This is a genomic window from Cupriavidus sp. GW821-FHT02F09 (assembly GCF_059421605.1).
Genome location: NZ_JBWKVH010000009.1, coordinates 38,909 through 58,739 on the forward strand (window position 1 = coordinate 38,909; position 19,831 = coordinate 58,739).

Below are 19,831 nucleotides of genomic sequence, written 5' to 3' on the forward strand. Positions count from 1 at the left end.
GCAAAAACGGGTAGCCCGATTAGGCTCGCCGGTGCGACTTCCGCTATCCTTGGCGGCGATTCGCCGCGCCAGCACGGCTCGCGACACCCGATTTTTACCTGATGCGATCCCCACGTCCCCAAGGAAACACCATGGTTTGCCGAGCCCGCCGCCTTGCCGCGCTGCTCATCCTGAGCACTGCCGCCGCCCAGGCCGTGCCACCGGCCGCCACAACCGCAGCAACCGCCGCGGCCCCCGCCAACGAACGCTTCCAGGTGGCGGGCCTGGAGAAGCCCGCCAGCATCCTGATCGACCGCTGGGGCGTGCCGCATATCTACGCCAACACGCTCTACGACGCCTTTTATGTACAAGGCTTCATGGCCGCGCGCGACCGCCTGTGGCAGATCGACTTGTGGCGCAAGCGTGGCCTGGGCGAGATGGCCAAGGACTTTGGGCCGGCCTATGTAGAAGGGGACCGCATGGCGCGCGGCGTGCTGTTCCGCGGCGACATGTACCGCGAGTGGCTGGCCTATGGCTCGGATGCCAAGCGCGTGGCGGAGGCGTTCGTGGCCGGCGTGAACGCCTATGTGGCGCAGACGGAGAGCAGGCCGGACTTGCTGCCGCCGGAGTTTCGCGTGCTGAACTACAAGCCCGCGCGCTGGCGTGCGGAAGATATCGTGCGCATCCGCCATCACGGGCTCACGCTCAATTTCATGGGCGAGGTCAATCGCGCGCAGGTCTACTGCCAGGTCAAGCCCGACGCCGCCCGCACCGACTGGGTGCAGCGCGAGCTGGATCCGCCGATCCAGCCCAAGCTGCCGGACGGCCTCGACCCCTGCGCGCTGCCGACCGTGGAGCTGCGCCGCGCCTATGAACTCGCCACCGCCGCGCCGCGCTTTCCGAAAGAGTGGTGGGCTTCGGCCAAGGCGGAGGGCATCCCGCACGAAGCGTTGTATGCGGTGCTTGACACCAACAGCGACACCGCGCGCAGCCTCGGCTCCAACAACTGGGTGATCTCGGGCTCGCGCACCAGCACCGGCCGGCCCATCCTTGCCAATGACCCGCACCGCGCGCACGGCGCGCCCAGCCTGCGCTACATCAGCCACCTGAACGCGCCGGGGATGTCGGTGATCGGAGCCGGGGAGCCGTTCCTGCCGGGGATCTCGATCGGGCACAACGACAACATTGGTTTTGGACTGACCCGCTTCTATATGGACCAGGAGGATCTCTACGTCTACGAGACCAACCCGGCGCAGCCGCATGAATACAAGTACCGCGGCCGTTGGGAACCGATGGAAACCGTGACTGAGGAGATCGCTGTCAAGGGCGAAGCCGCGCCGCGCAAGATCAGCCTGGAATTCACCCGCCACGGCCCGGTGCTGGTCACCGATGCCAAGGGCAATCGCGCCTACGCGCTGCGCGCGGCCTGGCTGGATCTGGGCATGGCGCCGTACTTCGGCTCCATGGACTACATGCGCTCCCAGAACTGGGACCAGTTCCGCGCCGCGATGAACCGCTGGGGCGCCCCGGGCGAGAACCAGGTCTACGCCGACCGCGAAGGCAACATTGGCTGGATCCCCGGCGGCCTGACCGTCATCCGCCCCAACTGGGATGGCCTCACGCCAGTGCCGGGCGACGGCCGCTACGAGTGGGCGGGCTACCGCAACATGGACGAGCTGCCGTGGGCCTACAACCCGGCCGCCGGCTATGTGGTGACCGCCAACGAGAACAACATCCCGCCCAACCACCCTGCAGCCAAGATGGGCGTGGGCTACGAATGGAGCGACACGGCGCGCGCGCGGCGGCTCAAGAGCCTGGTGGCGGCGAACCCGCATTCCTCGGTGGCGGACAGCATGGCGTGGCAGAACGACACCACCTCGCTGCCGGCGCTGCGCGCGGTGGCGTTGCTGGCCAACGTACGCACCGAGGACGCCCAGGCGCGGCGGGGACTCGACCTGCTGCGCGGCTGGGACGGCAACGAGCGCGCCGACAGCGCGCCGGCGGCGTTGTTCGAAGTCTGGTTCAGCAAGTACCTGCGCCCGGCGGTGGTGCGCGCGGCGCTGTCGCCGGAAGGCGCCAAGCTTGCGGGCTACGGCGACGCCAGCCGCGTGCTGGCGGTGCTGGAAAAGCCCGAGCCGTGGATGCCGGTGGAGCGCCGCAACGAAGTTATCGTGGCCTCGCTCAAGAGCGCCATGGCGGAGGTGGAGCGCAAGCTCGGCCCGGACCCCAAAGCCTGGCAATGGGGCAGGCTGCACACCGCGGTGTTCAATCATCCGCTCGACCCGCTGCTGGACAACGCGGCGCGCCAGCGCTACGACGTCAACGCCGGGCCGATCGGCGGGTCTTCCTTCACGCCGATGAACACGAGCTACCGCAACAGCGACTACCAGCTCACCGCGGGCGCGTCGTTCCGCATGGTGCTGGACGTGGGCAACTGGGATGCCTCGCGCGTGGTCAACGCACCCGGGCAATCCGGCAATCCCACCAGCCCGCACTATCGCGACCTGGCGCAGATGTGGGCCAGGGGCGATTACTTCCCGCTGCTCTACACGCGCAAGGCGGTGGAGAAGGAGACGCGGGAGAAGGTGGAACTGGTGCCGCAGTAAGCCCGCGGCGGGCTCGTTCAGCTCGGGCCTGGCTGCAGGCATGTGGCGCGCCGGCCCGCGCTATGACAAACTGGATGGCTATCATCAGCCCGAGCCACCATGGAAACGTTGGTCATTCGCCGAGCCGGCACCGAAGACGCTGCCGCCATCAGCGCGCTTGCCATGAGCGTCGCGCACTATTTCACGATCGAGGCGTCCGGGGCCGGCGCGGAGGACTTTCTCGCCAGCCTCTCGCCGGATGCGATTGCCGGTTATGTCACCAGTCCGCGCTTCCACTATCTGGTTGCCTACCGCGGCGAGCAGCTGGCCGGCATCCTTGCGATGCGTGACGTCAGCCACCTCTTTCACCTGTTCGTCGCTCCACAGATGCATCGGAGCGGCGTTGCCGGATCCCTCTGGCAAGCCGCCAGCCAGGCCGCGATCGCCAGCGGCGAGGTGCGTGCATTCACCGTCAATTCGAGCCCGTTCGCAACCGTGGTGTACGAGCGCTTCGGCTTCCAGGCCATCGGCCCTCGCGCACAGACGAAAGGCATCGCCTATGTGCCGATGCGCCTGGCGCTCGAGGACGCCAGGGGCTAGCCCACGTACCAGAGAATGCTGACAAATTGGCAGGCGCTGCCGGCCAGCACGAACAGGTGCCAGATGCCGTGGAAGTGCCGCACCTTCTCGTCGAACAGGAAGAACCCGATGCCGGCCGTATAGAGCGCACCGCCCGCCACCAGCCAGTACAGGCCGGCAGCCGGCAGCGCCGCCACCAGCGGGCCAAAGGCAAACAGCACCAGCCAGCCCATCAGTACATAGATCAGCAGCGAGAACACGCGCGTGCGGTGGCCAATCAACAGCTCCTGCGCGATGCCGATCACCGCCAGTCCCCAGTTCACCCCGAACAGCGTCCAGCCCCAGGGCCCGCGCAGCGTGACCAGCGCGAAGGGCGTGTAGCTGCCGGCGATCAGCAGGTAGATGGCGCAGTAATCGAGCCGCCGCAGGATGTCCTTGGGGCGGCCGCGCAGGCTGTGATAGAGCGTGGAGATGGTGTAGAGAAAGACCAGCGTGGCGCCGTAGACGATGGAGCTGACGACCTTCCAGGCGTCGTGGTAAAGGGCAGAGCTGGTGATAAGGACTGCTGTGCCGGCCGCGGCCAGGACGGCGCCCGCCAGATGGCTGTAGCCGTTGAAACGTTCTCCACGGTACATGTTGTTCATTCTCCTGTAGTGGTCGCTGGTAGGGGCGATTGCAGGGGGCTTTGTTGCGGTGCGTTATCGGGGTATTTTTGCATGTATTTCGAAGGGGCGTGGAAAGTGGGCCGTCGGGGCCTGCCGATGGGGCTCCCCGGGATGGCATAACCATCTGCAAAACCATTCGTTCCCGGCCTGGGTTCCCACCGCTATCGTCTCGCCATCCAACCCTTAGCGAGACTCCCCATGCGTATCCCTTCGCCGCTGTTCAAGGCTGCCCTGACGCTGCTCACCGGCCTCACCGTCCTCGCTTCGAGCCCCGCCATGGCGGACCGCCTGGATGACATCAAGAAGGCCGGCGTGCTGCGCGTGGGCGTGTTCGACGCGAACCCGCCGTTCGGCTTTGTCGAGGCCGGCAGTACCACCCCTGTTGGCCTCGACGTGGACTACGCGGCCGAGATTGCCAGGCGGCTGGGCGTCAAGCCTGAGTTCCGCGCGACCAACCCGGCTAACCGCATTGCCCTGCTGGCATCGCAGAAGGTAGACATCGTTGCCGCCAATTTCACCATCACCGATGAGCGCCGCCAGCAGATCGGCTTCTCCACGCCGTACTTCGCCAGCGGCTTGCAGTTCATCGCCAGGAAGGGCGCGCTTAAGCAGCCGGACGACCTGAAGGCCTGGCGCCTCGGCGTGGACAAGGGCACCACGCAGGAGACCACACTGCGGCAGAAGTATCCGGACGCGCGCGTGATTGCGTATGACGATTCCCCGCTGGCGCTGACCGCGCTGCGCAGCGGCGCGATCCAGGCGTTTGCGCAGGATGGCGCCAAGCTGGGTGCGTTGCTGGCGACGTTGCCCAACAAGGATCAGTTCGAGATTTCGTCGTTCACGCTGACGCGTGAGTACATGGGCGTGGGCGTTCCCAAGGGCGAGGACCGGCTGACCGCGGAGATCGATCGCATCCTGGCGGAGCTGGAGAAGAACGGCACGGCGGCGCGCATCTACGACAAGTGGTTCGGGCCGAAGAGCACGGCGCCGCTGGCGCGGGATTTCACGATTGGCAGCGCGCTGAAGTGAGGATGGCTTTCTTCTTTCCCGGCAAGGGCTAGCCATGCAGGGACCAGCGATCCTGCTGCAGTCGCTGCCGGCAACGTACGTCGGCTGGATCACCGCCGGCTTTGGCCTGACCGTGGCATTGTCGGTGGCGGTGTTTGTGCTTGGCTGCGCGATTGCCGCCGGCTGGCTGGTGCTCGCGCGTAGCCCGATCATGCCGCTGCGCCTGGCGGCGCGCGGCGCCGTTGGTTTCCTGCGCCGCACGCCGTTGCTGGTGCAGTTGTTCTTCTGGTATTTCGGCGCGGCGCAGCTGCTGGGCGAGGGCGCCATCGGCGCGCTGTATGACTGGCAGGGATGGCGCATCGGCGGCTTGCACGTGCCCGCGCCTTCGCTGGAGGCGCTTGCGAGCCTGGCCGGCATCGGCCTTTACGCCAGCGCATTTTATGCGCGCGAGTTCGAGGCGGGCCTCGCCAACGTGCCGGCGGGCCAGGGCGCGGCGGCGCTGGCGCTGGGCTTTACGCCCGCCGCCGCATTCTGGCGCGTGGTGCTGCCGCAGGCGCTGCGCGTTGCCGCGCGGCCGATGGTGGGGCAGTTCTGCCAGACCATCAAGAACACATCGCTGGCGATGGCGATCGGCTTTGCGGAGATGTCCTACACCGCCCGGCAAGTGGAAACCGACAGCCTGATGACCTTCCAGGCCTTCGGCCTGGCCACGCTGCTTTACGTCGCGCTGATCCTGTTGTTGCAGGTGGCGGCGCCGGTGCTGCTGCGCCGCCTGGGATGGACGGAGGCAGCGCGTGCCTGATGCCGATCTCTCCGGCTGGGCCGTCGTGCTCAAGCAGTTGCCCTATCTGTTGGCTGGCACGTTCCCCAACGGTCCCCTGGCGGGCGCCGCGCTGACCTTGTGGATGGCGCTGCTGGCCTGCGCGGGTGCCACCGTGCTGGGCATTGGCGTTGCCGTGCTGCTTGACCTGGCGCCGGCACCGCTGGCGCGTGCCGTGCGTGCGTTGCTGGCCTGCCTGCGCGCGATTCCCGTGTTGATGCTGATCTTCTGGGCTTACTTCCTGTTGCCGATGCTGGCGGGCGTTCACGTGGGTGAGGTGCAGACCGTGGTGCTGGCGCTCGCGCTGATCGGCGCAGCCTACATCGCGCAGGTCATGGCGGCGGGCTTCGACGCGATTGGGCGCGGCCAGCGCAATGCGGCGCTGGCGCTCGGCATGACGCCGTTGCAGGCACTCTGGCAGGTGGTGTTGCCGCAGACGCTGCGCGCCATGCTGCCGTCGCTGGGCAATGTGTGGGTGTCGCTGGCCAAGGATACGTCGCTGGCCTATATCGTGGGCGTGGTGGAGTTGTCGACCGCGGCAACGCAGGTCAACGGGCGCAGCGTGGGCTATGCGGCGCAGGTGTTCCTTGCCGTCGCGTTGCTCTACTTCCTGATTTGCCTGGCGATCGAGAGCGTGGCGGCGCTGGCCTGCCGTATGACGCAGCGGCAGGCCGCCGTCTCCGCGCGGCGAGGCCTGCCCGAGGCGCATGCGCTTCCACCTGTCCGGCCAAGGCCCGGGGCCGGCATGTAGCGATCGGACCCCGCTAGCTGCGGTGCGCTTCATCGTGCCGGTGTTACGTCCGCGCTTTGCGCCACGGCGGCCGTGTGCTCCGACCATCCTCCGCCAAGCGCCTTGTACAGTGCGACACGGCTGGTCAGGCGGGCCAGCCGGATGGTGGCCAGGGTTTGCTGCGCGGTATAGAGCTGGCGCTGGGCATCGAAGACGGCAAAATAGTCGTCCACGCCATTCTTGAACCGCATCTCCGACAGGCGCTGGGTTTCGCTGGCTTCCTTGACCAGGGTTTCCTGCGCGGCGGCCTCCCGGTCATAGGTCCCGCGCGCGGCCAGGCCGTCTGCCACTTCGCGAAAGGCCGTCTGGATAGTCTTTTCGTAGGCGGCAATATTGATGTCCTTCTGCACCTTGGAGGCATCGAGCCTGGCCTGGTTGTTGCCGGCATTGAAGATCGGCAGGGTGATCTGCGGCGCGAAGGTCCACGCGCCCATGCCTGCGGAGAACAGCCCTGCCAGATTGGTGCTGGCCGAGCCAACCGCGCCGGTCAGCGAGATGGTCGGGAAGAAGGCCGCCCGCGCGGCGCCGATGTCGGCGTTGGAGGCTTTCAGGCGGTGCTCGGCGGCCATGATGTCGGGCCTTTGCTGCAGCAACGCCGAAGGTAGGCCGGCAGGCAGCTCGGCAACGAGGCTTGTCGACTCGAAGGGCTCGGGCGGTGGCAGGTCTTGCGGCAGCGGGCCGCCGATCAGCAGGCTGATGGCATTCTCGTCCTGCGCGACCTGCCGCGTGTATTGCTCCACGCCCACGCGCGCGGTCTGCACCTGGGTCTCGGCGCGGTGCAGGTCCAACTGTGCCATGGCGCCCGCGCGCTTGCCGCGCCCGATCATCTCGGCGGCAGCTTGCTGGCTCTTCAGCGTGTCCTCCGAGATTTGCAGCAGCACCTGGTCGGCGCGCCAGGTCAGGTAGGCGCTGGCGACTTCGGCGACCAGGCTGATATGGGCGCTGCGGCGCGCTTCCTCCGTGGCGAGATATTGTTCGAGTGCCTCGTGCTTGAGGCTGCGCACGCGTCCGAAGAAGTCCAGCTCGAACGCGTTGAATCCCACGCCCGCGCTGTACTGCGTGATGACCGCCGGCTGCCCGGGCGCGCGCAGTTCGCTGGGCACGCGCTGGCTGAGCACGCCCGCGCTGGCACCGATCGCGGGGAACTGCGCGGCGCGCTGGATACGGTACTGGGCGCGTGCCTGTTCAATGGCGAGCGTGGCCACGCGCAGATCGCGGTTGTTGGCCAGCGCCAGTTCGATCAGGCGCCGCAGGCGCGCATCGACGAAAAAGTCCTGCCAGCCCAGGTCGGCCGCCGCTGTGCTGGTTTCGGCCGCTGCCGGCGTGCCGGCAGCGTAGGCCGGGCCGGTGGGCCAGGCCTCTGGCACTGGCTGCGCGGGGCGCTGGTATGTTGGCTCGAGGGTGCATGCGGCCAGCGCAAGCGGCAGGGCCATGCCGAGAATGCGCAGCATAGGGGCGAGAGTCTTGTGCATGGGATTCATCCGGAAAAGGCGCGCCACACGAGCCGCGAAATGGCCAGCCGGGGATTGCCCTGGCTGGCGACGTTGTGGGTGGGCTCGCTGAAGAGCAACCGTATCAAACGGTGGCGCGTCGCCATGTCCAGATGCAGGGCGAGCCCAAGCAGCTTGCCCTGGCGGCGCGCGATCCGGCATGGCACCCAGCCGGTCGCCTCCATCCAGACCGCGCCCTCGGCGCCGACCGGAATCGCCGCCGCCATCGCGCTGGTAATGGCGACGCCATTGCAGGACAGGTTCACGGTAGTGGCGGTGTACTCGTGCCCGCCGCAAGCTGCCTTGCCGTTGATCCGCAGCAGGGCTCGCTCCCGGTAGGGGAAGCGTTCCTCCTTGCGCGGCCGTGGCAGTTCCACGCAGACCAGCAGCGAGGTAAGGTAGAGCACCATCGACACGGCGGTCCACGCGATGTTGAAGACGAGTCCCGAGGCTGCCGCGTCGGCGGCCACCGCGCGCGCCAGGCCCATGCCCGAGAGCAAGATCAGGCAGCCGTAGAGCGTGGCGAACTTCCCGTGGATCACCAGCTTGCTGCGATCCAGCCCCTTGTTGGTGACCTTGAAAGGACGCCCGAACGGCTTGAAGAACGCGCTGACCAGCGTCGCGCTGACCGCCAGCGCGGATACGATCTGCGTGACTTCAGTAAAGATGGGCAGTGCGCGCGAGCCGGTTACCCAGATGCTGTAGGCCCAGTAAAGCAGCAGCGCCGGCACGCCATAGGCAAGGAACTGCATCGGTTCGCCGTACAGCGTCGGCACGTCGAAGTACCAATACAACAGTGGCCCGGCCAGCAGCATGAGCGTGAAAGGGCGGCTCAGCCAGTGCAGCAGGCCGTGCACGTAATGCACGCGCTGGCCCAGCGTGTAGCCGCGTCCGCGCAGCGGCCCGTCGGCCGTGAGCGCCACCTGGATCGTGCCCAGTCCCCACCGGCTGCGCTGGCTGATGTACTCGGGCAGGCCTTCGGCGGACAGGCCCACGCTCAAGCGTTCGTTGAGCCAGCGCGTGACATAGCCGTGGGGCATCAGGCGATACGTCAGGTGGATATCCTCCGTGACCGTGCCGGTCGGGAAGCCGCCGATCAAGCCTAGTGCCTCGCGCCGGACCACGAACGACGTACCGATGCAAAAGGCGGTGCCCCAGGCGTCCTTGGCGGGCTGCATCACATCGAAGAAGGCCCGCTGCTCGTCGACCCAGCATTCGGTCGAGCGCAGGTTGTACTGGATCGGGTCCGCGTTGTAGTAGAACTGCGGCGTCTGCACTACGCCGACCTTGGGGTCGGCGAACAGGCCGATGGTACGCATGAGGATGTTCTTGTTCGGGGCGAAGTCGGCGTCGAGCACCATGATGTAGGGTGCGCCGCCGCCATGCTCCGCACGGGCGCTATGCTGCAGGCCATTGTTGAGGTTGCCCGCCTTGGCATGCGTGTTGTCGGGACGCGTGACGTAGTTGGCGCCGACCTGCGCGCAGAACGCCTTCAGCCAGTCGCGCCGGGTGTCGTCGAGTACCCACAGGCGAAAATCCGGATAGTCGATCGCCAGCGCGGCAACAATGGTCTTCTCCAGAATTTCCAGTCCTTCGTTGTAGGTTGCGATGAAGATATCGACGCGGGGCACCGAGCGGCTGCGCCGCAGCGCTGCCTCGCCTGCATCGGCCGCTGGCGCGTGGTTGCTGCCGCGCGTCAGCGTGACGATGGAGATCACGGTGTACGCGATCGTCATGATCTCGAACCCGAAGAAGGCATGTGCCCACAGGCTCGGGAAGGTCATTTGCCATTCGGGCAGCGTCTGGGTCCAGCGCCAGGCGAGGTAGACGAGCAGCAGGGTCGCGGTGATGGCACCGAACACGCAACGGTCAGAGTCCCGGGCGCGGTCTGCCCGCATGCAAAGCCAGGCGAGCAGCAGTGTGGCGGCGTTGATGAGGAGCAGCGCCCTGCCATCGAGGAAGAATGCAAACATCGTTACTCCTTGGACGGAGAGGCGGAAATGGCGCTGGTGCAAGCGGCATCGACACATCCGGAAGGACGGAAGGGGTTCCAGCCTGCGGCGGCCAGCACCGCCCATGCGGTCGCGCCGAGGTGGGGCAGGTGGTAGTAGTAGAAGTCCTCCGTGGTGGAGGTCGGCCCGATCGAGAGGCCGGTGCGGATGCGTTGTTCCGGCGTGGCGTAAAGCAGGCCGGAGGGCGCGCGCTGTGACAGCAGCAGTGGCCAGAGCGATGAGGCATCCTGCACGCGGCTGCTGGCGCGCAGCACCAGCGCGGCCTGCCCCGTGCCTTCGGTCCAGACGCCGTCGGGGTTGCCGTTGAAGCCGTAGCCGCCCTTGACGCCATGACGCTCGCGGGTCCAGTCCAGGCCCCTGCGCCAGTCCGCGGGCGCGTCTGGCACGGCGATCAGCGGCCATAACACCGCATCGAGAGCGGAGGGGCCGCTATTGAGCGAGCGGCCATCGTCGCGCGTGCCGATCACGAAGCGGCCTTCGCGCGGCTGCCACATCGCCTCGACGAAGCCGCGCGCGCGCCGCGCCGCCACCGGCCAGCGCGGATCGTTGCTGAGGCGGGCCAGCCAGCTGAACGCGGCATAGGCATCGACGTTGTGCTCGGTGGATTTCCAGGACTGGCGGGTGGGGCTGGGTTCCTCGCCGAAGTAGCCGCCGATGAAGCCGCCCGGGGGACCGGCATCGAAGAGCGTGGCGTCGACCCAGCCCATCAGCGCCGCGGCACTGTCGAGATAGCGGCGTTCGTGGGTGCTGTCGTAGACGGCCAGCAGCATCAGCGCGGCCCACGCCACATTGCCCGTGGCTGTGCCGGCCTGGTACGCGTCCTCGAACCAGCGCTGGCTCGGCGCGTCCCACCAGCCGGGCAGGGGCGCGGGGCCCGCCGGCAGGGCGCCGGCGCGGTAGGCATTGCGCAGCCGGTTATCGTGGTAGTGACGATCGCGCGCGCTGGCAGCAACCATGGCGTCCGCTATGCGGCGCGCATCTCCAACGCGGCGGCAGGCCACCAGCGCGATGCCGGCGAGCGCGTTGTCATAGACGAACGCCGCTTGCTGCAAGGCGGGTGCGAGCGGACCCTGCCCCGGTGCAGGCTCGTAGCTGCCGAGCATCACCGGGCCCTGGCCTGGCACCGCCGCGACCCGCGCGGCAATGGCCTGGCAGGCGCCTGCCAGCAACTGCTCGCGCGCTTGCGCTGGGGGCGCCTGGGCGGCAGCGGGCGGCGCCAGGATCGTGGCCAGGCCGGTCATGCCGGCTAGCAGCGGCGGCAGCATTCGGCGGCGTAAGGTGAGTAAAGTGGATAAGGTGGGTAAGGCCCGGTTCATGGCGATCTCCTGCCTTGCGTCGGATTCGCTGCCGTCAGATCAGCGCGCGCATATGGCCCCACCAGGGCTGGTCGAGGCTGACCTTGGCCCAGCGGCCCAGCGCACAGCGATCCGCCGCCGCGCCGGCGCTCTGCTGGGGCAACGCCGGCAAGCGCTTGTCCAGTTTGGCGATCAGGTAGATCTCGTTTTTCTCGATGGGCGGGAACGGCACGAAGTAGCGCGCCTGCTCGCCATCTGGAGCGCGCGGCAGGATTTCAGCAACCTTGCCGGCCAACGGCGCGGCCACGCCATCCACGCGCACCGTCACCTTGGTGCCGGGCAACAGGTCGTTGCTGAGGCTGCGGGGGAACACGGCCACCACCCGGGGTTGCGCGCAATTGGTACTGCGCAGCAAAGTCGCGCCGGCCGCGACGCGCGTGCCGGGTGGTGCCAGCACGTCCTGGACCATGCCGGAATCGTAGGCTTTGATATCCAGGTTGGACATGCGTTGGACGCGCTGCTCTTCCTGCGCGATCAGGGAGTCAACCGACTTGCCATACTGCTCAAGCTGGGTCAGCTCCGCTTTGAGCTGGGTGATCTCCGCGCTCAGTTCGTCGTGCCGCTGCGCCAGCGTGGAGACCGCGCCATCGGTGCTGGAGAGGTACACCTTGCCCTTGGCTGCCTGGCTGTTGCTAAGCGCGTTGTCGAGCTCGGCGCGGATCGCTTCCTTGGAGTTCGACAGGATCGACAACTGGTATCGGGAGGCGTTTGTGTAGGCCTCGCTGACCGCGCCCGCCCATTGCATGGCCTGGTTGCGGTTCACCACGTCTTCCTGCTGGTCCACCTGTTCCTTGGCCATTGCCATGCGGGCCTGGATGCCGCGGATCTTGGCGGCGTGCTCGGCTTGTGCGGCTGCCTGGTATTTCTTGGTCTCCTGGTCGGTTGCATCAAGGCGGGCCTGATCGCCTTCGAGCTTGGCTTTGGCCGCATCGTAGCGCTGCTGGTTGTCCAGCTTCTTGCCCGTCAGTTCCACCAGCAAGGCGCGGTCGATATTCTGGTTCTGCACGCTCATCAGCGTGTCTCCCGGTGCAAATGAGGCGCCCACCGAAATCCGCTGGCCTGCCACCACGCCTTCGACCGGCGTGGTGACCAGGTTGACCGGTCCATCGACCACGGCGCGTTCCGACGAGCGCGTAAACACGGGGGGGAACATCACGGCCAAGATCACCCAGACAATAAAGGCGGCTACGCCGTAACTGGTCAGGCGAGGCACCACATGCCAGAGGGGGCGTTTGCTCAGCTCGCGGCTGCCTCTCGCAGGCGCCAGATGGTCTGTGCGCAAGTCCGGCAGGTGCGTGGCCGGGGGACGGCTTTGTTCGATTTTGTCGCTCATGGCATCCTCACTGGCAAGTTTGCGCGATCGGGTTCGCAAAACGAGCGGCAAGCCGTTGGCACCGGGCGTGTCGGCAAGACGCACGTTCCCTGTAAAGCAAGTCCCCCAATTTTTCTTCCGCGATGCGTTGTTTCACGGCCCAGCCGGACCGCTTGCGCATCTGTGTGTGGACCAGGACATGCCGGGTCCGTTGATCTGCCCGCGCTCCGGCTGAGCACAGGAGCGGGGCGAATGCGTATGGCCCGAGGGCCATCGACGATACTCGCGGATGTGCAGGACTCGGGTTCGCTGCACGGTGGCGAGTAAATGAAGGCTAGCCAAGAAGCGGCGCTAGTGCTGTAAGAATGTGTAAGAGCAGGATGTCACACCGTTGAAATCAACGGCATCCGATACCCCCATTTCCCACGCGGGCAGAGACCTGGCTTTCACATGCGCATGGGCACATTTTCGGAGGGTGAGGCATTCCCCGCGGCCTCTGCAGACATTGTTTCTTCTCATCGCGCGATGGCCTGTGCGCCATGCTCGCCACTTGATCGCTTGCCGCCCGGCGGGGCGGGCAATGGGTGTTTTCTGTCTTCTGTTTGCAACACGCACTGTGAAGAAGCAGCGCGCATGAAAAAAGGCCGGCGCAGGGCCGGCCTCTCGATCATGCCACGGCGACGAATACACGCCATGGCACTCGGCAATTCAGCACATCAACATCAACGTGCGCTTGCGTCCGCGTACACGCGCTCACCTGCCACCCACGTCTGCGTCACACGGGTCTTCCAGATCTCGGCCGGCGCCACCTTGAACAGGTCCTGGTCGATCAGGATGAAGTCGGCCCACTTGCCCGGCTCCAGCGAGCCCAGCGTCTTCTCCTGGTGCTCCGCGTAAGCAGCGTCCAGCGTGAAGGCGCGGAAGGCCTGGGTCAGGGTCATGGCTTCCTCCGGATGCCAGCCCTTGATCGGGCGGCCTTCGTGGTCGGTACGCGTGACCGCCGCATGCAGGCCGTAGAAGGGGTTGGCGGATTCCACCGGGAAGTCCGAGCCGCCGGCAATCACGGTGCCTTGCTTGAGCATGGTCTGCCAGGCGTAGGCGCCCTTGATGCGTTCCTTGCCGATGCGGTCCTCAGCCATGTTCATGTCGCTGGTGGCATGGGTGGGTTGCATCGAAGCGATCAGGTCGAGCTGCTTGAAGCGCGGGATGTCCGGCAGCGCAACCACCTGGGCGTGCTCGATGCGGTTGCGCAGTTCGCGGCCGCCGACTTCCTTGTAGGCGACCTCAATCGCGTCCAGCACCTGGTGGTTGGTGGCGTCGCCGATGGCGTGCACGTTGACCTGGTAGCCGGCCTTGATCGCCATCTTGACGCTCGCCTGCATGGCCGCGTCGCTCATGAACAGCAGGCCGCTGTGCACGTGGTCATCCGAGTACGGCGCCATCAGCGCCGCGCCACGGCTGCCGAGTGCGCCGTCGCCGTACAGCTTGACCGCGCGCAGGTAGTAGCGGTCGTTGCCGTAGCCGGAGAGCGGGCCCTTGGCGCAGAGCGCCTTGAAGTCGTCGCCGGTGTCGCGGATCATGCCGTAGATGCGCGTGGTCAGCTTGCCCTGGTCGGCGAACTCGCGGTAGATGCGGTCTTCCTGCGCGGTCACGCCGGCGTCGCCCGCGGCGGTCAGGCCGAGCGCGTTCATGTGCGCCAGCGCGGCGGCCAGCGCGGCGCGGCGGTCGTCGTCCGAGTACGGCGGGATCACGTTGTTGACCAGCGCCATGGCCTTGTCGACCAGCACGCCGGTGGGGTTGCCGTTGGCGTCGCGCTCGATGCGCCCGCCCGCCGGGTCCTTGGTGTCGCGCGTGATGCCGGCGGCTTGCATGGCCTTGGTGTTCAGCCAGGCGGCGTGGCCGTCCACGCGCACCAGGCGCACCGGGCGGTCCGATACGGCGGCGTCCAGCTCGGCGGCGGTGGGGAAGCGGCCCAGCTTCCAGTTGACCTGGTTCCAGCCGTAGCCCAGCAGCCATTTGCGCTGCGGGTTCTTGTCGCCGTAGGCGCGGATCATGCCCTGCGCTTCGGCCAGGTCCTTGGTGCCCGACAGCGAGATCTCGGTGGTCTTGAAGCCCAGGCGGAACACGTGGCCGTGGGCGTCGATCAGGCCCGGAAGCAGGGTCTTGCCCTGGCCGTCGATGCGCCTGGCATCGGGGTATTGCGCGCGCAGCGCGGTGGCGTCGCCGGTGGCCAGCACCTTGCCCTGGTCGAACACCAGGCCGGAAAAGCTGGCGACCTGGTCGTTCTTCAAGGTGTAGCCCTGCACGGATTCGATCAGCGTAGGCGCGGCGTGGGCCGACATCGTGAAGCCGACGGCCACTGCCAGCAGGCTCTTGTGGATCGCGTGTTTCAAGTCAACTCTCCTTGTTGTTGTCGTACTGCGGCTGTAATACAGCGCTTTGGTTTTCTTATGTGTTCTCAGGATGCTTACTGCTTACTGCTCTTTATTCGCCGGTCGCCGTGGCGGGAAAGACGGAACCGGTTGCCTGCGTGCCGCGGGCCGGCGGCAGCGGCGGAAATTGCATGTCCGCGTAGCGCACGAAGCGCGTCTTGCGTACGAGGCGGTAGCCTAGCCAGATGGCGAGGAAGATCGGGATGCCGATATAGGTGGCGGTCACTGCCACCCAGTCGATCTTGCCGTCCATGAAGGCCTGGTAGTTCTGGCCCAGCGTGACGATCAGGCACAGCGCAAAGGCAAAGATCGGGCCGTACGGGAAGAAAGGCGAGCGATACGGCAGGCGGGAAAGGTCCAGCCCTTGCGCGACAAAGCCGCGGCGGAAGCGGTAATGGCTGATGGCGATGCCGAGCCAGGCGATGAAGCCGGTCATGCCCGACAGGTTCAGCAGCCACAGGTAGACGGACTTGCTCTCGAACATGGAGGTCAGGAAGCACAGCGCGCCCACCGCGGTGGTGGCCAGCAGTGCCGCCAGCGGCACGCCGTTGCGCGTGAGGCGTGCGAAGATGCGCGGGGCGCGGCCTTCGGTCGCCAGGTTGTAGAGCATGCGGGTGGAGGCGTACATGCCGGAGTTGCCGGCCGACAGCACGGCGGTCAGGATCACCGCGTTCATCACTCCTGCGGCAAATGCCAGTCCCGCATGGCGGAACACCAGCGTGAACGGGCTCACGCCCACCGTTTCCACATCGCTCTTGAGCAGGCTGGAATCGGTGTAGGGAATCAGGATGCCGATGATCAGGATCGCCAGCACGTAGAACAGCAGGATGCGCCAGAACACCTGGCGCACGGCGCGCGGGATGTTCTTGGCGGGATCGGCCGATTCACCGGCGGCCACGCCGATCAGCTCGGTGCCCTGGAAGGAAAAGCCCGCGATCATGGCCACGCCGATCATCGCCGGCAGGCCGCCGACGAAGGGCGCGTCGCCTGCCGTCAGGTTCACCAGCCCGGCCGGCACGCCGCCCGTATCGCCGCGCAGGATGCCGAAGATCATCAGCACGCCGATGACGATAAACGCGATCACCGTCACCACCTTGACCAGCGCGAACCAGTATTCGGCCTCGCCAAAGCCGCGCACGGAGATGGCATTGAGCAGGAACATCAGCGTGAGGAACAAGGCGCTCCACAGCAGCCCGGGCGTATCCGGAAACCAGTACTGCATCACCAGCTGCGCCGCAGCCAGTTCCACGGCGATGGTCACCGCCCAGTTGTACCAGTAGTTCCAGCCCAGCGCGAAGCCGAAGCCTTCCTCCACGTAGAGCGCGCCGTAGGTGGCGAACGATCCCGACACCGGCATGTACGCCGCCAGCTCGCCCAGGCTGGTCATCAGGAAGTACACCATGGCGCCGATCAGGATGTAGGCCGCCAGCGCGCCGCCCGGGCCGGCCTGCGCGATGGTGGCGCCGGAGGCCACGAACAGCCCGGTGCCGATCGAGCCACCGATGGCGATCATGGTGAGATGGCGCGCGCGCAAGGTGCGGCGCAGGGCGGGTGGCGGAGGGTGGGATGCGGGTTGCTGGCTGGTCATGGATAAGAGGAATTGGAGCGCGGAAGCAGGATGTGCCGGCGTGGCCCGCATTGACTGGCGCTGCCGGCATCCGACCGGGCCCGGCCAGCACAAGGCAGGATGCACGGCAGTACATTTACCGGCTGGTACATTGGGCGGCATCATAAGAGAAAAAGCCGCCTGGGGAAAGGCGCGGGGCGGGGCTGCGGCGGGTTTTGCCCTGGTTGCGGTGCGGCATGGCTAGAATCTGGGGTTTGCATCCTCGCGGTATCCGGACCGATCCTCATGAACCTGCCCTTCAACGACAGCTATCTTCTACACATCGCGCTTAGCGTCGGCATCGTGCTGGCCGGCATGCTGGCAGTGAAGTTCATCAACCGCTTTTTCCAGGCCCGCCAGCAGGGGGACAAGGACAACCGCGGCAGCTATCGCACCTGGACCGTGGCCTCGCGCAATGCGGTTGCCGCGGTGGTGTTCCTGCTGCTGCTGGGCATCTGGGTGTCCGAGCTCAAGAGCGTGGCGATCTCGCTGACCGCCTTCGCGGTGGCCCTGGTGATCGGCGGCAAGGAACTGGTGATGTGTTTCCTTGGCGCCTTCCTGCGCATGATGGCGCGCCCCTTCCAGCTTGGCGATATCGTCGAGATTGGCCCGCATTCCGGCGAGGTGGTGGACATGGACGCGCTCACCACCACGCTGGTGGAAATTGCCGGGGCGCGCCAGTTCACTGGTTCCACGGTGCAGATTCCCAACAGCATGTTGCTGACAGTCGCCGTGCGCAACCACTCCCAGGCGGGCAAGTACACCCTGGACACGCTGCGCATTCCGTTGCCGGAGAAGAGCGACCCGGACCGCGTCGAGGCCGACCTGATCGCGATCACGGAAGAGGTGTGCGCCGGCTTCCTGGCCGAGGCCCGGCACAGCCTGGAGGAATACGGCGGCTCGCGCTTTCTCGATCTCTCGCAGTTCGAGCCGCGCGTGATGTTCGAAGCCATGGCGGCGGACCGGCTCGATGCGCTGGTGCGGTTCCCGGTGCCGGTGGGCTCGCGCCTGTCGATCGCGCAGCAGATCCTGCGCAAGTACCACCAGCGGCGCAATGCGGAACCGGCCGCTGCTGCTGCTGCTGCTGCGGAGCCGGCGCCCGCGCAACAGGACAAGGCGGCGTCGCATTCCTGATCCTCGGGCGCGTGGCCGGGCGGCAGGCCGGGGGCGGGCGCTGTTTTATGGCTTCACTGAACGGCGTTTCGGTTGTATGGTAGCCGTGCCGCCGCCGTTGCCGGGGACGGGAATCTTAGCGAATTGTGCCGAACAAGATCGAACAACGAGGAGACCCATGAAAGCCGCTGTCCTGCATCAACCCAAGACCCCGCTGGTGATCGAAGACGTCGCCATTGGCAAGCCGGGCCCGCACGAGGTGCTGCTGCGCACGGCGGCGGTGGGCGTTTGCCACTCGGACCTGCATTTTCTAGATGGCGCCTATCCCTTCCCGATGCCGGTGGTGCTTGGGCACGAGGCGGCCGGCGTGGTCGAGCAGGTGGGTTCCGAAGTGCGCACGGTCAAGCCCGGCGATCACGTGATCACTTGCCTGTCGGCCTATTGCGGCCATTGCGAGCACTGCCTGACCGGCCACCTGTCGCTGTGCGTGGAGCCGGACACCAAGCGCCGCGAGGGCGAGGAGCCGCGCCTGCTGGCGGGCAAGGGCGGGCCGATGAACCAGTTCCTGAACCTGTCGGCCTTTGCCGAGCAGATGCTGATCCACGAGCACGCGCTGGTGGCCATCCGCCGCGATATGCCGCTGGACCGCGCCGCGCTGATCGGCTGCGCGGTGACCACCGGCATGGGCGCGGTCATCCACACCGCGCGCGTGAGCCCGGGCGAGACCGTGGCGGTGATCGGCTGCGGCGGCATCGGGCTGGCCACCATCAACAGCGCGGCCATCGCCGGCGCGGGCCGCATCATCGCGATCGACCGGGTGCCTGGCAAGCTGGAGCTTGCCAGGCAATTCGGCGCGACCGATGTGATCAACGCGGCTGACGTGGATGCGGTGGAAGCCGTGCGGGAGCTGACCCGTGGCGGCGTGCACCATGCGTTCGAAGCCATCGGCCTGAAGCAGACCGCCGAGCAAGCCTTCTCCATGCTGCGTCGCGGCGGCACCGCTACGGTGATCGGCATGATCGCGCCAGGCGTGAAGATCGAGATCAAGGGCACGGACTTCCTGGCCGAGAAGCGCATCCAGGGCTCGATGATGGGCTCCAACCGCTTCCCGGTGGACATGCCGCGGCTGGTCGATTTCTACCTGTCGGGCAAGCTCAAGCTGGACGAGCTGATCTCGCGCCGCATGCCGCTGGAGAACATCAACGAGGCCTTTGACGAACTGCGCCGCGGTGAACTGGCGCGCTCCGTGATCCTGTTCGAGCACTGAAGCCCTGCGGCGGCCTGGGCCGCCGTTTTCCCCGCCACGCCAGCGCGCGCTCGCAACAGGCCGGCACTGGTGCTTGGCTTCATGGCAAAAGCTCCTCCCGCTCTCCGTGCGGGAAATTCGCCACAGATCGGGGACAAACGCACCAGAAGCCTGTGGGGCCGGGTGGCTATCCGGCTATGCCAGCGGCCGGCCCGGCGTGGCCGACGCCGCTGCCTCGGCCGCCCGCCGCACAGCTTCCGGGTAGCGCACCGTGAAGATGACGGCGCCGGCGAACGCAGCCACCGTCGCCGCCACGTCGACCCACAACGGGATGGTGCTGACATATTCCGCCGCCGCGTCGGCGGCTACCATCACCGCCAGCGCGGCGGCCCACGCCAGCGTGATATGTCGGTTCACCGCCAGGAAGCGCGGCGATTCCCAGTATTCCTTGGGCACCTGTTCGCGGGCATATTGCAGCGTGAACGGGCGTCCGATCGCCAGCGAGACCAGCACGATCGCCAGCAGGCCTGCATCCACCGCGAGCCGCACCGTGGCCACCGTCCATTGCGGCGCGGCGCTGACCGTATAGAGCAACAGCAGCGCGAACAGGGCCAGGCTGCCCAGCTCCAGCACCTTGAGCGATTCGCCGCGCCGCCACATGCGCAGGCACAGCAACAGCGAGACCACGAAGGCCGCGGCCAGGCCGGCCAGCGGCGAGATGCACCGCATGGCGATAAAAAAGGCGACGAACGGGGCAAAGCCAATCAGTATTCCCATGCTGCTCTCCTTGGGTTGGTTGCGGCCCGGACCAAGCCCGGCCGCCAGGCAGTGGATGTCGA

15 protein-coding genes are annotated in these 19,831 nt (G+C 66.8%); 7 read left to right on the plus strand and 8 right to left on the minus strand.

Annotation, left to right across the window (positions count from 1 at the left end):
- Window positions 1-131: 131 nt before the first annotated feature.
- Together AC07XB_RS12785 and AC07XB_RS12790 are read left to right on the plus strand one after the other, a co-directional pair.
- On the plus strand, window positions 132-2,585 hold the full coding sequence (locus AC07XB_RS12785; protein ID WP_492827977.1) for a penicillin acylase family protein: 2,454 nt from the start codon (window positions 132-134) through the stop codon (window positions 2,583-2,585).
- Window positions 2,586-2,684: 99 nt separating this feature from the next.
- Window positions 2,685-3,164, plus strand: a complete 480-nt coding sequence (locus tag AC07XB_RS12790) for a GNAT family N-acetyltransferase (RefSeq protein WP_492827975.1) — start codon at window positions 2,685-2,687, stop codon at window positions 3,162-3,164.
- Here AC07XB_RS12790 and trhA read toward each other — a convergent pair.
- Window positions 3,161-3,778, minus strand: coding sequence for a PAQR family membrane homeostasis protein TrhA (gene trhA / locus AC07XB_RS12795; RefSeq protein ID WP_253929680.1), 618 nt, complete (start codon window positions 3,776-3,778; stop codon window positions 3,161-3,163). The two genes, AC07XB_RS12790 and trhA, sit on opposite strands and share 4 nt — an antisense overlap.
- 228 nt (window positions 3,779-4,006) lie before the next feature.
- Between trhA and AC07XB_RS12800 the strand changes: the two genes are divergently transcribed.
- From AC07XB_RS12800 to AC07XB_RS12810, 3 genes are read left to right on the plus strand one after another with little or no spacing between them, the layout of a single operon-like run.
- The gene (locus AC07XB_RS12800; protein WP_492375626.1) at window positions 4,007-4,837 is read left to right on the plus strand and encodes an ABC transporter substrate-binding protein; all 831 of its coding nucleotides are present in this window, start codon (window positions 4,007-4,009) and stop codon (window positions 4,835-4,837) included.
- Between the two features lie 34 nt (window positions 4,838-4,871).
- Window positions 4,872-5,618, plus strand: a complete 747-nt coding sequence (locus AC07XB_RS12805) for an ABC transporter permease subunit (RefSeq protein WP_492827973.1) — start codon at window positions 4,872-4,874, stop codon at window positions 5,616-5,618.
- A complete protein-coding gene (locus AC07XB_RS12810) occupies window positions 5,611-6,387 on the plus strand; it encodes an amino acid ABC transporter permease (protein WP_492375624.1) in 777 nt (258 codons plus the stop codon). The genes AC07XB_RS12805 and AC07XB_RS12810 overlap by 8 nt, the downstream gene beginning before the upstream one ends.
- 29 nt (window positions 6,388-6,416) lie before the next feature.
- On the opposite strand, the gene AC07XB_RS12815 is transcribed toward AC07XB_RS12810, so the two are convergent.
- From AC07XB_RS12815 to AC07XB_RS12840, 6 genes are all read right to left on the minus strand, one after another.
- Window positions 6,417-7,898: an efflux transporter outer membrane subunit gene (locus AC07XB_RS12815; RefSeq protein ID WP_492375623.1), complete on the minus strand. Its 1,482-nt coding sequence runs from the start codon at window positions 7,896-7,898 to the stop codon at window positions 6,417-6,419.
- Between the two features lie 5 nt (window positions 7,899-7,903).
- Entirely contained in the window at window positions 7,904-9,889 is a 1,986-nt protein-coding gene (locus AC07XB_RS12820) for a glycosyltransferase family 2 protein (protein WP_492827970.1), read from the minus strand.
- A gap of 2 nt (window positions 9,890-9,891) precedes the next feature.
- Window positions 9,892-11,244 carry a hypothetical protein gene (locus AC07XB_RS12825; protein ID WP_492827968.1) on the minus strand — a complete coding sequence of 451 codons (1,353 nt, stop codon included), beginning with the start codon at window positions 11,242-11,244 and terminating at the stop codon, window positions 9,892-9,894.
- Between the two features lie 34 nt (window positions 11,245-11,278).
- Window positions 11,279-12,616, minus strand: coding sequence for an HlyD family secretion protein (locus AC07XB_RS12830; RefSeq protein ID WP_492375620.1), 1,338 nt, complete (start codon window positions 12,614-12,616; stop codon window positions 11,279-11,281).
- A gap of 701 nt (window positions 12,617-13,317) precedes the next feature.
- Window positions 13,318-14,988, minus strand: coding sequence for an amidohydrolase (locus tag AC07XB_RS12835; RefSeq protein ID WP_492375619.1), 1,671 nt, complete (start codon window positions 14,986-14,988; stop codon window positions 13,318-13,320).
- A 91-nt stretch (window positions 14,989-15,079) separates the two neighbouring features.
- Window positions 15,080-16,615 carry an amino acid permease gene (locus AC07XB_RS12840; protein ID WP_492827966.1) on the minus strand — a complete coding sequence of 512 codons (1,536 nt, stop codon included), beginning with the start codon at window positions 16,613-16,615 and terminating at the stop codon, window positions 15,080-15,082.
- A 264-nt stretch (window positions 16,616-16,879) separates the two neighbouring features.
- Between AC07XB_RS12840 and AC07XB_RS12845 the strand changes: the two genes are divergently transcribed.
- Window positions 16,880-17,767, plus strand: coding sequence for a mechanosensitive ion channel family protein (locus AC07XB_RS12845; RefSeq protein ID WP_492827964.1), 888 nt, complete (start codon window positions 16,880-16,882; stop codon window positions 17,765-17,767).
- A 157-nt stretch (window positions 17,768-17,924) separates the two neighbouring features.
- The gene (locus tag AC07XB_RS12850; protein WP_492374467.1) at window positions 17,925-19,013 is read left to right on the plus strand and encodes a Zn-dependent alcohol dehydrogenase; all 1,089 of its coding nucleotides are present in this window, start codon (window positions 17,925-17,927) and stop codon (window positions 19,011-19,013) included.
- Window positions 19,014-19,187: 174 nt separating this feature from the next.
- On the opposite strand, the gene AC07XB_RS12855 is transcribed toward AC07XB_RS12850, so the two are convergent.
- Window positions 19,188-19,769 (minus strand): hypothetical protein, encoded by a 582-nt coding sequence (locus AC07XB_RS12855; RefSeq protein ID WP_492374468.1) that lies wholly within the window; start codon window positions 19,767-19,769, stop codon window positions 19,188-19,190.
- Between the last annotated feature and the right edge of the window lie 62 nt (window positions 19,770-19,831).

Excerpts from the sequence above, each read along its gene's own strand:
- AC07XB_RS12785 (WP_492827977.1), top strand. The coding sequence starts at position 132 with ATGGTTTGCCGAGCCCGCCGCCTTGCCGCGCTGCTCATCCTGAGCACT.
- AC07XB_RS12790 (WP_492827975.1), top strand. The coding sequence starts at position 2,685 with ATGGAAACGTTGGTCATTCGCCGAGCCGGCACCGAAGACGCTGCCGCC.
- AC07XB_RS12855 (WP_492374468.1), bottom strand. The coding sequence starts at position 19,769 with ATGGGAATACTGATTGGCTTTGCCCCGTTCGTCGCCTTTTTTATCGCC.
- AC07XB_RS12800 (WP_492375626.1), top strand. The coding sequence starts at position 4,007 with ATGCGTATCCCTTCGCCGCTGTTCAAGGCTGCCCTGACGCTGCTCACC.
- AC07XB_RS12825 (WP_492827968.1), bottom strand. The coding sequence starts at position 11,244 with ATGAACCGGGCCTTACCCACCTTATCCACTTTACTCACCTTACGCCGC.
- AC07XB_RS12830 (WP_492375620.1), bottom strand. The coding sequence starts at position 12,616 with ATGAGCGACAAAATCGAACAAAGCCGTCCCCCGGCCACGCACCTGCCG.
- trhA (WP_253929680.1), bottom strand. The coding sequence starts at position 3,778 with ATGTACCGTGGAGAACGTTTCAACGGCTACAGCCATCTGGCGGGCGCC.
- AC07XB_RS12815 (WP_492375623.1), bottom strand. The coding sequence starts at position 7,898 with ATGCACAAGACTCTCGCCCCTATGCTGCGCATTCTCGGCATGGCCCTG.
- AC07XB_RS12845 (WP_492827964.1), top strand. The coding sequence starts at position 16,880 with ATGAACCTGCCCTTCAACGACAGCTATCTTCTACACATCGCGCTTAGC.
- AC07XB_RS12840 (WP_492827966.1), bottom strand. The coding sequence starts at position 16,615 with ATGACCAGCCAGCAACCCGCATCCCACCCTCCGCCACCCGCCCTGCGC.
- AC07XB_RS12805 (WP_492827973.1), top strand. The coding sequence starts at position 4,872 with ATGCAGGGACCAGCGATCCTGCTGCAGTCGCTGCCGGCAACGTACGTC.
- AC07XB_RS12820 (WP_492827970.1), bottom strand. The coding sequence starts at position 9,889 with ATGTTTGCATTCTTCCTCGATGGCAGGGCGCTGCTCCTCATCAACGCC.
- AC07XB_RS12850 (WP_492374467.1), top strand. The coding sequence starts at position 17,925 with ATGAAAGCCGCTGTCCTGCATCAACCCAAGACCCCGCTGGTGATCGAA.